The sequence below is a fragment of the Curtobacterium flaccumfaciens genome (assembly GCF_018598405.1).
In the GTDB taxonomy this organism is placed as follows: Bacteria; Actinomycetota; Actinomycetes; order Actinomycetales; family Microbacteriaceae; genus Curtobacterium; species Curtobacterium aurantiacum.
Genome location: NZ_JAHEWS010000002.1, coordinates 1 through 15,116, shown reverse-complemented (window position 1 = coordinate 15,116; position 15,116 = coordinate 1). Strand labels below are relative to the sequence as shown.

6 protein-coding genes and 1 other RNA gene are annotated in these 15,116 nt (G+C 73.2%); 1 reads left to right on the top strand and 6 read right to left on the bottom strand.

Features of this window, described 5'->3' with window-relative positions:
• Position 1: 1 nt before the first annotated feature.
• The 6 genes from KK097_RS01610 to ffs all read right to left on the bottom strand — a co-directional run bounded on the left by KK097_RS01610 (position 2) and on the right by ffs (position 14,122).
• A complete protein-coding gene (locus tag KK097_RS01610) occupies positions 2–1,054 on the bottom strand; it encodes an aspartate-semialdehyde dehydrogenase (RefSeq protein WP_214543488.1) in 1,053 nt (350 codons plus the stop codon).
• Positions 1,055–1,089: 35 nt separating this feature from the next.
• Positions 1,090–2,355 (bottom strand): aspartate kinase, encoded by a 1,266-nt coding sequence (locus tag KK097_RS01605; RefSeq protein ID WP_017888681.1) that lies wholly within the window; start codon positions 2,353–2,355, stop codon positions 1,090–1,092.
• A 116-nt stretch (positions 2,356–2,471) separates the two neighbouring features.
• Positions 2,472–3,071: a recombination mediator RecR gene (recR, locus tag KK097_RS01600; protein ID WP_110902665.1), complete on the bottom strand. Its 600-nt coding sequence runs from the start codon at positions 3,069–3,071 to the stop codon at positions 2,472–2,474.
• Entirely contained in the window at positions 3,071–5,890 is a 2,820-nt protein-coding gene (locus tag KK097_RS01595) for a DNA polymerase III subunit gamma and tau (protein WP_214543487.1), read from the bottom strand. The genes recR and KK097_RS01595 overlap by 1 nt, the downstream gene beginning before the upstream one ends.
• Before the next feature lie 164 nt (positions 5,891–6,054).
• Positions 6,055–13,683 carry a choice-of-anchor G family protein gene (locus KK097_RS01590; protein WP_214543486.1) on the bottom strand — a complete coding sequence of 2,543 codons (7,629 nt, stop codon included), beginning with the start codon at positions 13,681–13,683 and terminating at the stop codon, positions 6,055–6,057.
• Positions 13,684–14,025: 342 nt separating this feature from the next.
• Positions 14,026–14,122: signal recognition particle sRNA small type (gene ffs, locus KK097_RS01585), an RNA gene on the bottom strand.
• Between the two features lie 37 nt (positions 14,123–14,159).
• Between ffs and KK097_RS01580 the strand changes: the two genes are divergently transcribed.
• Positions 14,160–14,834: an SDR family oxidoreductase gene (locus KK097_RS01580; RefSeq protein ID WP_214528513.1), complete on the top strand. Its 675-nt coding sequence runs from the start codon at positions 14,160–14,162 to the stop codon at positions 14,832–14,834.
• Positions 14,835–15,116: the final 282 nt, after the last annotated feature.

Here is a 15,116-nt window from a genome sequence, read left to right as displayed (position 1 = left end):
GCTACGCGTCGACGGAGCGGCGCGCCACGATCGTCTCGGCGATCTGCACCGCGTTGAGCGCGGCGCCCTTCCGCAGGTTGTCGTTGCTGACGAAGAGGACGAGGCCGCGGCCCTCGGGTGCGGACTGGTCGGCGCGGATGCGGCCGACGAAGGCCGGGTCCTGGCCGGCGGCCTGCAGCGGCGTCGGGACGTCGGAGAGTTCGACGCCGGGAGCGCTCGACAGGATCTCGGTCGCACGCTCGGGCGACAGCGGACGCTCGAACTCGGCGTGCACCGAGATGGAGTGCCCGGTGAACACGGGGACCCGCACGCAGGTGCCGGCGACGAGCAGGTCGGGCAGCTCGAGGATCTTCCGGCTCTCGTTGCGGAGCTTCTTCTCCTCGTCGGTCTCGCCCAGGCCGTCCTCGACGATGCTGCCGGCGAGCGGCACGACGTCGAAGGCGATCGGGCGGACGTACTTGACCGGCTCGGGGAACGTCACGGCGGATCCGTCGTGCGTCAGTGCAGCGGTGTCCTGCTCGAGCGCGGCCTTCGCCTGGCCGAGCAGTTCGTCGACCCCGGCGAGCCCGGAGCCCGAGACCGCCTGGTAGGTCGTCGCGACGAGGCGGCGGAGCCCGGACTCGGTGTCCAGGACCTTGAGCACCGGCATGATCGCCATCGTCGTGCAGTTCGGGTTCGCGATGATGCCCTTCGGCGCCTGGTCGATGGCGTGCGGGTTCACCTCGCTCACGACGAGCGGAACCTCGGGGTCCATGCGCCAGGCGCTGGAGTTGTCGACGACGATCGCCCCGGCGGCGGCGAACTTCGGCGCGAGGGCCCGCGAGGCGGTGGCCCCGGCGGAGAACAGCGCGATGTCGATGCCGGAGGGGTCGGCGAGCTCGGAGTCCTCGACCACGATCTGCTCGCCGCGGAACGGCAGCGTCGTGCCGGCGGAACGGGCGCTCGCGAAGAAGCGGACCCGGTCGGCCGGGAACGCGCGCTCTTCGAGCAGGCGACGCATCACGGCGCCGACCTGGCCGGTGGCGCCGACGACGGCGACGGTGAGGGTGCTCATGCGGTGCTCCTGGTGTTCAGCGGATCAGGCGGGCGTCAGCGGCCGGTGCCGGCGTAGACGACGGCCTCGGCATCGGCGTCGAGGCCGAACGCGCTGTGCACGACGCGCATCGCCTCGTTCAGGGTGTCGGCGCGGGTCACGACCGAGATGCGGATCTCGGACGTGGAGATCATCTCGATGTTGATCGACGCGTCGTGCAGGGCGCGGAAGAGCTGCGCCGAGACACCGGCGTTCGTGCGCATCCCGGCGCCGACCAGGGCGAGCTTGCCGATCTGGTCGTCGTACTGGATGCTCTCGTACCCGATGTCGGCCTTCGCGACTTCGAGCGCCGTCAGCACGGTCTGGCCCTGGTCCTTCGGCAGGGTGAACGAGATGTCCGTCCGCCCGGTCGACGCGGCCGACACGTTCTGGACGATCATGTCGATGTTCGCCCCGGCACGTGCGACGTTCGTGAAGATCTCGGCGGCCTTGCCCGGCTGGTCCGGGACGCCCACGACGGTGATCTTCCCCTCGGAGAGGTCTCCGGCGATCCCGGTGATGATCGGTTCTTCCACGGTTTCCCCCTCTGCAGGGTTGTAGACGATGGTGCCCTCGTTGTTGTTGAACGAGGACCGGACGTGCAGGGTGACGCCGTGCCGACGGGCGTACTCGACGGCACGGATGTACAGGACCTTGGCACCCGAGGCTGCGAGCTCGAGCATCTCTTCGCTGGTGACGCGGTCGACCTTGCGGGCCTTCGGCACGACGCGGGGGTCGGCGGTGAAGATGCCGTCGACGTCGGTGTAGATCTCGCAGACGTCGGCGTCGAGTGCGGCGGCGAGGGCGACGGCGGTGGTGTCCGAGCCGCCGCGACCGAGGGTGGTGATCTCACCCGTGGTGCGGTTGAACCCCTGGAAGCCGGCGACGATCGCGACGTGCCCGGAGTCGAGCGCTTCACGGACGCGCTTCGGGGTGACGTCGACGATGCGGGCCTTGCCGTGCTGGGCGTCGGTGAGCATGCCGGCCTGGCTGCCGGTGTAGGACGACGCTTCGACCCCGAGGCTCTTGATCGCCATCGCGAGCAGCGCCATCGAGATGCGCTCCCCCGCGGTCAGGAGCATGTCGAGCTCACGGCCGGCAGGGATCGGCGTGACGGAGTGCGCCAGGTCGACGAGTTCGTCGGTGGTGTCGCCCATCGCCGAGACCGCCACGACCACGTCGTTGCCGGCCTTCTTCGTCTCGACGATCCGCTTCGCCACGCGCTTGATGCTCTCGGCGTCCGCGACGGATGATCCACCGAACTTCTGCACGATCAAGGCCACTGGCTGGTACTCCCGGAGACGGCGACACCGCGAGGTCTCGCGGTCTCACAATGGTAGTCGGTGTTTCGGGGATGTTGCGTGCGAGCGGGCCCGGACGCAAGGATCCTGCGCGGCGGTCAGCCGCCGACGACCCGCCGACCCTCGAAGGCACGGCCGAGGGTGACCTCGTCGGCGTACTCCAGGTCGCCGCCGACGGGCAGACCCGACGCCAGGCGCGTGGTCCGGATGCCCATCGGGACCAGCAGCCGACTCAGGTAGGTCGCGGTCGCCTCACCCTCGAGGTTGGGGTCGGTCGCGATGATGACCTCGTCGACGGTGCCGTCGGCCAGGCGCACCATGAGCTGCTGGATGCGGAGGTCGTCCGGGCCGATGCCGTCGATCGGGCTGATCGCCCCGCCGAGCACGTGGTACAGCCCGCGGAACTCACGGGTGCGCTCGATCGCCGCGACGTCCTTCGCCTCTTCCACCACGCAGATCGTGGCCGGCGAACGACGGGGGTCACGGCAGATGCTGCACTGGACGTTCTCGGTGACGTTGCCGCAGATCTCGCAGAAGCGGACACGTTCCTTGACGTCGGCGAGCAGCTCGGAGAGCCGGCTCGGGTCGAACGACTCGGTCTGCAGGATGTGGAACGCGATGCGCTGTGCCGACTTCGGGCCGATCCCGGGCAGGCGGCCGAACTCGTCGATGAGGTCCTGGACGATCCCGTCGTACATCAGGCACCGTCCTGGTGGAGAGCGGTCTCCTCGATGAACTGGGCGTTGAGGATCTCACGCACGACGGCCTCGCCGTACCGGCCTGCGACCGGTGCACGGCGTGCGGGCGGGGCGGTGCGCGCAGGAGCGGCGGCCGGCTGGGCGGCGCGCTGCGGTGCGGCCTGCTGCGCCGGGGCTGCCGGCGTCGCGGCTGCCGGCGTCGCGGCTGCCGGCGTCGCGCCTGCGGGCGCGGCGGTTGCGGGTGCCGAGCCACGACCGATCCCCGGGTCGGGGAACGGGGCGCCGTCGTCGTACGGTTCGTCATCGAGCGGGTAGTCGTCGACCGGCACGCCCGGCACGACGGGACCGCCGGGAGGCACGGCTCCCGCTCCGGACGCCGCCTGCGGACCCGGGGTGGTCGGCTGGTCGGGCCGCCCTTCCGCGGCAGCGCCTGATTGCCCGGGTGCGGCCGATGGTGCCGGCGGCTCGGTCGGCTGGGGCGTGCTCGTCTCGGCAGGGGCGACCGGCGCGGACGCCGGCACGGTGCCGAAGGGTGCTGCCCAGCTGGGCTCGACGGACTCCGGGACGGCGTCAGCGGTGGGGTCGCTGGCGGGGATCGTCGCGACCGCCCAGTCCGTCACCGGCGCGCCCGAGGGGGCTGGGGTCGGCTCGGTCGGTGCGGGGCCGCGCTGCGGCGCGGACGCGGTCGGCGCTGCCTTCGGCTCCGGCGCGGGCTTCGGCGCAGGGGTTGTCGTCGGCGCAGGGGCTGCCTTCGACTCGGGTGCTGCGGACGCGGCCTTCGGCTCCGCGGCAGGGGCAGCCGTCGGCGTGGGGGCACCAGCGGACGCCGGCGCCGGGGACTTCGGTGCCGCGGGCTCCGGAGCCGCGGGTTCCGGAGCCGGGGTCGGGGTCGGGGCGGCCGCGGGCGCCTGCGCAGCGGGGGCGGAACGCTGGGCCGGAGCCGACTGCTGCTGCTGCTGACGCTGCTGCTGTCCGGGCCCGCGGGCGACGAACTTCACCCGGAGACCGAGGACGTCCACGATGGCGGCACGCAGCAGTTCGCTGACGCTGGCCGAGGGATCGGACATCTCCTTGAACGAGGCAACGTCCTGCTGGCTCGGGAACGTCAGCGTCAGCACGTCGTCGCGGAGCGCGGTGACCTGCGCCGTGACGACCACCGACCACGCCGAACGCTTGGCGTGCTGCACGTGCTCGACGATCTGCGGCCAGGAGTCGCGCATCTGCTGGAAGCCGACGGCGCCGACGGTCCGGACGGCCGGCTCGTCACCGATCGTCGTGCCCTGACCGGTGGACGACGGGCTGACCGGCTCGGCCGCAGACTTCGAGGGCTCGGGCTGCGAAGAATCGGGCTTCGAGGACTCGGACTTCGCAGGCTCGGGCGGGGTCTGCGCGGGCGCTCCAGGAGTGCTCGGAGCGACCGCCGCCCACGACGCTGCGGCGTTGCGCGCCACGGCTCCGGAATCGGCCTGCGGCGCGACGGGCTGCTCGACGGCACGCTCGGGAGCGGTCGTGCGGTCGGGGGTCGCGGCCGGAGCGGGCGTCGGGGCAGGAGCCGGAGCTGCGGGAGCCGCGACTGCCGGCTGCTCACGACGCGGTGCAGCGGCGACGGCGGGAGCGGACGACTCACCGGCGCCGGCCTGGTGCCCGCCGGCGTCGCCGACCCCGACGCGACGCTCCAGCCGCTCGACCCGGGCCAGGGCCCCGCGCTGGGTGTCGTCGGCCTCGGGCACGAGCATCCGGGCGGTCATGAGTTCGAGGTGCAGTCGGGGCGAGGTCGCGCCGGTCATGTCGGTCAGTGCACGGTTCGCGATGTCGGCGGCACGGGACAGCCCGGTCGCGCCGAAGACCCCGGCCTGGCGGCTCATGGTGTCGAGCTCTTCCGGCGAGACGCCACGCAGGACGGCGGCGGCGCTCTCGTTCGTCGCCGCGACGACGATCAGGTCGCGCAGGCGCTCGAGCAGGTCCTCGACGAAGCGGCGGGGGTCCTGCCCGGTCTGCACCACGCGGTCGATCGCGGCGAAGGCGGACGCGGGGTCGGCGACGGCAAGGGCGTCGACGACGTCGTCGAGCAGGGCGGCGTCGGTGTAGCCGAGCAGGGCCACGGCACGTTCGTACGCGATCGCGCCGTCTTCGCTGCCGGCCATCAGCTGGTCGAGCAACGAGAGGGTGTCGCGGACGGAACCGCCACCGGCGCGCACCACCAGGGGCAGGACCCCGGGGGCCACGGACACGGACTCCTGCGTGCAGAGCTGCTCGATGTACTCGAGCATCACCGCGGGCGGCACGAGCCGGAACGGGTAGTGGTGGGTGCGCGACCGGATGGTGCCGATGACCTTCTCGGGTTCGGTCGTCGCGAAGATGAACTTGACGTGCTCCGGCGGTTCCTCGACCAGCTTGAGCAGCGCGTTGAAGCCCTGCGGCGTCACCATGTGCGCTTCGTCGAGGATGAAGATCTTGTAGCGGTCGCGAGCCGGGGCGAACACGGCGCGGTCGCGCAGGTCACGCGCGTCGTCGACGCCGTTGTGGCTCGCGGCGTCGATCTCGATGACGTCGAGCGAGCCGCTGCCGTCGCGGGCGAGTTCGACGCAGCTCGGGCAGACGCCGCACGGGGTGTCCGTCGGGCCCTCGGCGCAGTTCAGGCAGCGCGCGAGGATGCGGGCCGACGTCGTCTTGCCGCAGCCGCGCGGGCCGCTGAACAGGTAGGCGTGGTTGACGCGGTTCGTACGGAGCGCCGTGCGGAGCGGGTCGGTGACCTGCGACTGCCCGATCAGCTCGGCGAAGTTCTCAGGCCGGTAACGGCGATACAGGGCGGTGACCACGCGACAAGGGTAGCCGTCACTGCCGACAACCCGCGTGCCCGTCCACAGGTCGTCCCGCCGGGCCGGACCACCCGTCGGCGGTGGGCCGAGCGCCCGGACGGCACCGCGCCTCCCGTCCGTCTGGTCGACGGGCGGGAGGCGCGGTGTGTGACGCGGGTGCGGACTCAGCCGCGGGTGCGGCGACGGAGGCCGCCGGCGAGGCGGGAGAGCCCCAGCAGCAGGAACCCGAGGACCACGAGGCCCGCCGCGGTGCCGGCGATCGGCACGACGTCCGCGCCGGTCCAGGCGAGGTCACCGTTGCCGGAGCCGAAGCCAGACCCGGACCCGGTGCCGGTGCCGCTGGTCCCGTTGCCCGCGCCTCCGCCGGTGCCGTTCCCGCCACCGATCCCGGTGCCGGTGCCGGTGCCGCCACCGGTGCCCGGCGTGCCCGGCAGACCGGGCGCACCCGGGGTCCCGGGGGTCCCGGGTGTGCCCGGGTTCCCGGGGGTACCGGGGGTACCCGGCTCCTCCGGGTCCACCGTGTCGTCCATGACCATGACGCGGACCATCTGCGCCTGCGAGGTGAACCCGCCGACCGACTGGGTGACCCGCAGCATGTGCGCGCCGACCGGCAGACCGACCATGACCCACCACTCGCCGTCCTCGTCGGCGGTCGTGACGACCGCGTCGCGGCCCATCGGCTGCACGGTGACCGTCGCGCCGGGCTCAGCGGTGCCCGTGACCATCAGGTCGTGGTCGCCGTCCTCGTCCGCCATGTGCTGCTCGCCCTGGCTGGGCGAGGTGACGGCGAGCGGCTCCAGGGCGTCGACCACGATCGGCACCCGGGGCGCCGCCGAGGTCGTGCCGTCCACGGACTGCGTGGCGCTGATCGTCCACTCGCCCTCCGGCACCCGCTCGAACATGACGTCCCACGCGCCCTCGTCGTCGGCGGTGGTGGTGCGCACCTGTCCGGTGGACAGGGACACCGTCACCGTCGCGCCCGGGGCGGCCTGACCGGTCACCCTGAACGAGCCGGTGTCGCCGAAGCCGTCCGCGGCGATGAGCTGCCCGGGCTCGGGGCTCGTGATCACGATGTCCGTGGCCCGTGCGGCCTCGACCGTGACGTCGGCGGTCACGGGGTCGGAGGTCCGACCGCCGACCGTCTGCGTCACCGAGACCGTGTGGTCGCCCACCGGGACGCCGCCGATCGTGACCGTCCACGAGCCGTCGTCGCCGGCGGTCGTCGTGGCGGTGCGGCCGTCGATGTCGACCGTGACGGTCGCACCGGGTTCGGCCGTGCCGCTCACCGGGATCGCCTTCGTCGATTCGGTGGTCGGGAACACCTGGCCGTCGGTCGGGCTGGTGATCGCGACCGGCGTCGCGGCCGTCACCGTGAAGCCGACCTCCGGAGCGGTCGTGGTGTCACCGTCGACCGTCTGGCTGGCGGCGATGGTGTGCGCTCCCTCGTCGACGTCCCGCACCGTCACGGCCCACTCGCCGTCGTCGTCCGCGGTCGTGGTGACCGCGGGACCGTCGTCGATGCGGACCGAGACCGTGGCGTTCGGTGCCGAGGTGCCGGTCACGCGGACGTCAGTCGAACCTCCGAGCACCCGGTAGTCGGCGCCGTCGGCCGGTGCGGTCACGACGATCGTGTCCGCGTCGGCGACCGCGACGGTGACGTCGCGCTCGATCGGGTCGGACGTGGTGCCGTTCACGACCTGGGTGACGGTGACGGTGTGGTCGCCCGCCGGCACGTCGGGCAGGGTGGTCTCCCACCGGCCGTCCGTGCCGACACGGACCACGACCGGGTCGGCGTCGTCGAGGACGACGCGGACCGTCGCGCCGGGCTGGCCCTCGCCGCCGACCGGGACGGTCGCGGTGGGGTCGGTGCTCGGCACGGTGAACGTGGTGTCGTCCGCCGGGGCGGTGACCGTCAGCGCGGCACCGGGTGCCACCGTGAAGGTGCTGCGCACCGCTGCGGACGTCGAGCCGTCGACCGTCTGGGTCGCACGGATCGTGTGCTCGCCGACGGCGGTGTCCGGCAGTTCGACGCTCCAGGTGCCGGCGTCGGTCGCGGTCACGGTCCGGGCGTCGCCGCCGTCGATCGTGACACGGACCTCGGCACCGGGCTCGGCGGCCCCCGCGGCGGTGAGGGTCGCGACCGAGTCGCGCTGGGCGACCCGGATCGTGGTCCCGTCCACCGGGGTGGCGATCGTGATCGGGTCGGCGACGAGGACGCGGACGTCCACCGTCACCGGCGCGGACTCGGTGCCGTCGATGCGCTGCGTGACGCTGACGGTCGTGGTGCCGGCCGGCACACCGGGGACCGAGACGCTCCACGCGCCGTCGTCGTCCGCGGTGGTCGACTCGGTGCGACCGTCGCCCAGGTCGACCACGATGGTCGCGCCCGGCTCGGCGGTGCCGGCGACGTCGACCGTCGTCGTGCCGTCCCCGTCGGCGACCGTGTACTCCTGGTCGGCCGTCGGCTCGGTGATGACGACGGGTGCGCCCGCCTCGATCTCGAACGTCGTCTCGACCGGGGTGGTCGAGGTCGAGCCGTCCACGGTCTGCGTCACCTCGACGGTGTGCCCACCGACACCGAGGTCCGGCACGTCGACGCTCCACGAGCCGTCGTCACCGGCGGTGACCTCGACGGGGTCGCGGTCGTCGACGGTGACCGTCACCGTGGCACCGGGCTGGGCGTCGCCGGCGACCGTCACGGTCGTCGTCGCGTCACCGTCGGCCACCGTGATCGGGTCGTCGCCGGGCTCACGGATGGTGAGGTCGGCAGCGGCCACCACGGACACCGGTCGTTCGACCGCCGCACTCGTGGTGCCGTTGATCGCCTGCGTGACCGCGGCCGTGTACGAGCCGGTCGGCACGTCCTCGACCGTCGTCTCCCAGTCGCCGTCGCGGTCCACGGTCGCCGTGGCGGTCCCGCCGTCGCCGAGGTCGACCGTGACGGTCGCGCCCGGCTCGCCGGTGCCGGCGAAGGCGACGTCGGTGGTGGCGTCGTCGTCCGCCACCGTGACCGTGGTGGCCCCCCGCGGGGTGGACACGACGAGCGGGGCGCCCGCACGGACCGACACCGTCGCCGTGACCGGCGTCGAGGTCTGGCCGCCGACGACCTGCGTCGCGGTGACGCGGTGGTCGCCCACCGGGACGTCCTGGAAGGTGGTGGTCCACCGGCCGTCCTCGTCGGCGGTCACCGTCGCGGTCTCGCCGGTCGAGAGCCGCACCGTCACCTCGGCGTCGGCCTGCGCCCGACCGCTCGCCTCGACGTCGGCCGTGCCGGACGTGTCGGCGACCGTCAGGACGTCGCCGTCCTCCGGGGTCGCGATGGTGAGGGCGGTTCCGGCCCGCACCGTGACGGTCTGGTCCGGACTGGAGGCGGTGGTACCGCCGACCGTCTGGCTGGCGGCCAGCGTCGGGGTCCCGACACCGACCCCACCGAACGTGACCGTCCAGTCACCGTCGGCGTCCGCGGTGGTCGTCAGCTCGTCGTCGCCGAGGCGCACCGTCACCGGCGCGCCCGGCTCCGCCGCGCCCGAGACGACGACGTCGCGCGTCGCGTCCGGGTCCGGCACGAGGAGGACCACGTCGGTCTCCGGGGTGGTGATCGTCACCGCGTCGGCGGCCTCGATCGTGATCGTGCGCTCGACCGGGTCGGAGGTGCGCGGGTCGGAGACGCTGCCGGCCAGGGTCTGGGTGACCGAGACCCGGTGCACGTCGACCCCGAGGTCGGGGAACGTGACCGACCACGTGCCGTCGGCGCGGACCGTCGTCTCCTGGTCGTCGGACCCGGCGAGGGTCGCGGTGACCGCGGCGCCGGGCTGGCCGGTACCGGTGACCGTCACGTCGCGCTCGACGTCGGGGCCGGCGACCGCGATCGCGTCCGTGCCGGGGCCGGTGATCGTCAGGGGGTTGGCCGTGACGACCTCGAAGGTGATCGGGACGGCACTGGTGACGACGTCCTCGATCTCCTGGCTCGCGGACGCGGTGTACAGGCCGGTCGGGGCGAGACCGGTCGCGTCGACCGCCCACTCCCCCTCGCCGTCGGCCGTGGTGGTGAACCGGGTGCCGGGGCCGACCGACACGGTCACGGCGGCGCCGGGCTCGGCCGTGCCGGTGATGCGGACGGTCGCGGTGGCGTCACCGTCGACCACGACGAAGCGTGCGCCGCTCGCCGGGGTGTCGATCACGATCGCGTTGCCGGGGACCACGGTGAAGTCACGCGTGACGACGGGGCCGTCGGTGCCGTTCACGGTCTGCACGGCCTCGACGGTGTGCTCGCCGATGCCGAGCTGCGTGGTCGGGAGTTCCCAGTTGCCCGCGGTGTCCGTGACGACCTCGACGGGGTCGCCGTCGTCGATCGTCACGGCGACGCTCGCGCCGGGCTCCGCGGTGCCGCGGACGACCACGTTGGCCTGCCCGCCGGTGCCGGCGGGGACCTCCTGCGCGTCGCCGGGGGCAACGATGACGAGTTCGTCGCCGGCCTCGACCGCGAAGTCACGGTCGACCGGTGCCGAGGTCGCACCGTCGACGGTCTGCGTGACCGTCGCGGTGTGGCTGCCGGTGTCGACGTCCGCGAGGACCACCGACCAGGTGCCCTGCTCGTCCACGGTGGTGGACACCGCGTCGCCGTCGTCCAGGACGGCCTCGACGCGGGCACCCGGCTGGGCGGTCCCCCGCACGGTCACGTCGACGACCGAGTCGTCGGTCGCGACCGTGACGGTGTCGTCCTGCGCCGGGGCGGTGACGGCGAGCGCTGCGCCCGCCTGGACCGTGACGGCCTGGCGGACGGCCGGCGAGGTGGTCCCGCCGACGGTCTGCGTCACCGTGATCGTGTGTCGACCGACCGGGACGTCGGCGACGGCGACCGTCCAGGTGCCGTCGTCGTCCGCCGTGGTGGTGGCGGTCAGCCCGTCGCCGAGCGAGACCCGCACCTCGGCGCCGGCCTCGGCCGTGCCGGCGACGTCGAGGTCGGTGGTGGTGTCGGCGTCGAGCACGGTGACCACGTCGCCGTCCTCGGGCGAGGTGATCGCGAGCGGGTCACCCGCCTCGACGGTGAAGGTGGACTCCACCGGGCCGGACGTGGTGCCGTCGACGGTCTGACGAGCCGTGACGGTGCGCTCCCCGACGGGGACGTCGGCGAAGGTCGTCGTCCAGGCACCGTCCTCGTCGGCGGTGACCGCTGCGGAGAAGGAACCGCCGATGCCGACGGTGACCCGCGCGTTCGGGGCGGCCGAGCCCGACACCGTCACCGGCGTGGTCGAGGTCTCGTCCGCGACGGTGATGGTGCTGTCGTCGGCGGGCTCGTCGATGATCAGCGCGGGGGCCGCCGTCACGGTGAAGTCCCGCGTGACCGGTGCGCTCGTCGTGCCGCCGACGGTCTGGGTGACCTCGGCCGAGTACTCGCCGGCGGGGACGTCCGTGACGCTCGTCGACCAGGTGCCGTCGGCGTTCGCGCGGGTGGTCGCGGTCAGGCCGTCACCGAGGTCGACGTCGACGCGGGCCCCGGCCTGTGCGCTGCCGGAGAAGGGGACGGACCGGGTGTCACCGGCGAGCGGGAAGTCCTGGTCCGCCGCGGGGGTGTCCACGGTCAGGCCGGCCGCCGCCACGACACGGAAGGACCGGGTGACGGGGGCGGAGGTCGTGTCACCGACGGTCTGCGTCACGCTCGCCGTCTGCTCACCGACCGGGACCTCGGGGACGCTGACGCTCCAGGCGCCGGCGTCGTCGGCCGTGCCCGTCGCGGTCAGGCCACCGCCGAGGTCGACGCTGATGCGCGCGTTCGCGGTCGCCGTGCCCGTCAGGATGACCGGGGCGGTCTCCCCCGTCGTGGTGAAGGTCTGACCGGCCGTGGGTGTGGTGATCGTCAGCGGGCGCTGTGCGACGACGGAGAAGTCCTGCGTCACGGCACCGGCCGCGGTTCCGCCGACCGTCTGGGTCGCGGTCGCGGTGTACTCGCCGGTCGGGACGTCCGCGATGGTCGTCGTCCAGGTCCCGTCGGCAGCGACGGTCGCCGTGCCGGTGCGGTCGCCGCCGAGGCTCACGGCGACGGTGGCGCCGGGCTCACCGGCACCGCTCACGACGACGCTGCGGGTCGAGGTCGCCGACGGCACGGTGAACTGCTGTCCGTCCGTCGGCGCCGTGATGGTCGGTGCCGCGAAGGCCGTCGCACGGACGGTCGAGGTGGCGAGGTCCACGGTGGCGACGTTCGCCCCGGGGAGCACGGAGAGCCGGAGGGCGTGCACGCTCTGCGATCCGGTGTCGTACCCGCGGGGGTCGCGGAAGCCGGTGCTGTCCTGCGCGTTCACGGTGAGGTCGACGACCTGGCGGAGCAGCAGCACGACCGGGCTGAGCAGCGTGGAGACGGCCGAGGTCGTCGCCGTGAGGGTGGTGCCGAGGTTCGTCAGGGCGGAGCCCGTGACGAGGGGCCGCACGATGGTCTGCAGCGCGGGCAGGACGATCGAGTTGACCGCCGGTGCGAGCAGCGCGCCGAGCGCGTTCAGCCCGAGGGGGCCACCGGTCGCGGTCACCGTCGCGGTGGCGGGTGCCGAGCCGGCGAGGGCGCCGAGCGTGGTGTCAGCCCGGAGCGCCAGCGCGGCGAGCGGGAGGCCGACCGCGTTGACGTTCGCGGTGACGTCGATACGCACCGCGGTCGAGTTGATCGTGTTCACGACCGCGGTCTGCAGCGCCGTCGGCAGCTGGGTGCCGAGGATCGTCGTGATGCTCCGGTTGATCGAGCTCACGGCCGCCTCGGTCAGGACCGACGTGTTGGCGGGCTGGCCGTTGAGCGTGGTGAGCCGGTCGAGGTCGACGGTGACCGCGCCGGTCGAGGGGGTGATCGTCACCGCACCGTCCGTCAGCGGCTGCTGCAGCACGCGGGTCAGCGTGTCGTCGAGGTTCAGGTCGACCGTCGCCGTGACGTTCGTGCCGTTCACGTTCACGAGTCCGAGGCTCGTCGAACGGAGCAGCCGCTGCAGTTCGCCGGTCAGCGCCGTCGTGGTGCCCGACAGCGCCCCGTCCGCGCCGACCGCGGAGTTCACCGTGCCGGAGAAGGTGCGCAGGTCGTTCCGCAGCGCGGTGCTGAGTCCGGCGACGGCGGGGCTCGTCAGGTCCAGCTCCGCACCGGCGATGCGGTAGTCGGTCGTCGTCTCGACCGTGGTACCGCGCGTCGCCTGGATGCGGGACGCCAGGGCGCCGATCTCCAGCTGTGCGTTCGACAGCACCGTGGTGTCGGCTCCCACCCGCGAGAACAGCGGGTTGAGGTCCAGCGTCGCCGCGCCGGTACCGGAGCCGGTGCCGACCCCGATGCCGCCGTCGTTCGTCAGCAGGCCGGACGATGCGGTCGCGCCGGTGGCCGAGGTCGTGGCGTACTGGCCGTCGACGCCGAGGGTCAGGATGCCGTTCGGTCCGAGCAGGTCGATGTCGTTGCCGAGACCGACCCCGAGCGTGTTGAGCGCCGTGAGGTTCAGCGGCTGGTTCGTGGTGCCGCCGCCGGAGGTCGCACCGCGGGCCGAGTACGCGCCGCCGAGCTGGGCGACGCCGTCCACGTCGACGATGCCGGACCCGCTGAGCAGCAGGCCCTCGGCCTCGGTGACGTCGGTCTGGGCGGCCGCCGCGGGTTGGATCGCCACGGTGGCGGCGACGAGCGCCGTCACCGTGGCGACGACGCCGCCGCGCAGGAGGAGCCGCCGGTCGTCCGAGGCTCGTCGTCGAGCCCGGCCGTCGGCGCGGGTGATCCGTCGTGTCCATTCGTACGCTGCGGTCGGTACGCGGGTACCGAGCAGCGACGCGTGCCTGCGCATGCGTGTCTCTTTTCCTGGCGGGCGCGGCCCGCCACCTGATCCTCGGAATCCTCCGCTGGTGAGGCGGTGGAGGCTCCTCCGCTGGTGAGGCGGTGGAGGGTCGGAATCCTGGTTGGGGGTTCCTGACGCAGATCTTTACACATGATCAGGTTCGTGTCCGCACGCGTCGTCGGAAAAACGCACCGGCCCTCCCGAACGGGGGGCGACGGCGCAGCGCAACCGGTCACGAACGAAGAAGACCGGAGACGATGACAACCCGGGAACGAAGAAGACCGGAAACGAAGAAGACTCCTCACCCACCCGCACACGAGAAGAGCGCAGCCCCGGTTGCCCGCCCGGAACGAAGAAGACTCCTCACGCACCCGCCAGAGCCCGGTTACCCTTGCTGCGTTTCCGCCCTGGGGGAGTTGGCCTGGATGGCGTCACGTGAGGAGCCGCCGAGAAGTCTACCGGACGCAACGGGCAGACTCGAACACATGAAGATCGCCATCGCCGGAGGACACGGCCAGATCGCCCTGCTCCTCGCCCGCCAGATCACCGACGCCGGCCATGACGCCGTCGCCATCGTCCGCAATCCCTCGCACGTGGCCGACGTCGAGCAGCAGGGAGCCCGCGCGGTCGTCGCCGACCTGGAGCAGCTCAGCGACGACGACCTGGCGCTCCGCCTGCGCGGCGTGGACGCCGTGGTGTTCGCCGCGGGCGCCGGGCCGAACAGCGGCGCCGAGCGGAAGCTCACCGTCGACCGTGACGGGGCGATCCTGCTCGCCGACGCCGCCGAGCGTGCCGGCATCGAGCGCTACGTGATGATCTCGGCGATGGCGGCGGACACCTACGACCCGGAGCTCGCGGTCGTGCCGGCCCAGGACGACGCTGCGGTGTTCCAGGTCTACCTGCGGGCGAAGGCCGAGGCGGACGCGAACCTGCGGGCACGACGACTGCGCTGGACGATCGTCCGTCCCGGAGGTCTGCTCGACACCCCGCCGCAGGGCACCGTCGACGTCGGCCGGACCGTGCCGCGCGGATCGATCCCCCGCGCGGACGTGGCGACCGTCGTCCTGCACGCCCTGCTCGACGACGCCGCCGTCGGCGTGCAGTTCGAGGTCACGAGCGGCGACACCCCGATCCCGGCAGCGCTGAGCGCCCTCACTTGACCGGTCCGCGCGGCCCGCACCGTGCGCACCTGCTCACTCCGTGCGACCTCCTCGCCGAAGGTGCCAGGCCGCGCACCGTGCTCACCTACTCACCCCGTGCGGACTTCCACGCCCCGTGCCACGCTGCACGCGCGCACCCAGCCGTCAGCCCCGCACCCGACGACGAACCCTGCACCGTGCGCCGGACGCGACCCACGAACGGACAGGAGGCACGGCGCCAGCCCGCCCCGCGCCTCCCGGCCGCACCGTGCGCGCGTACCCACCCCGTGCGAGCTCCTCGCC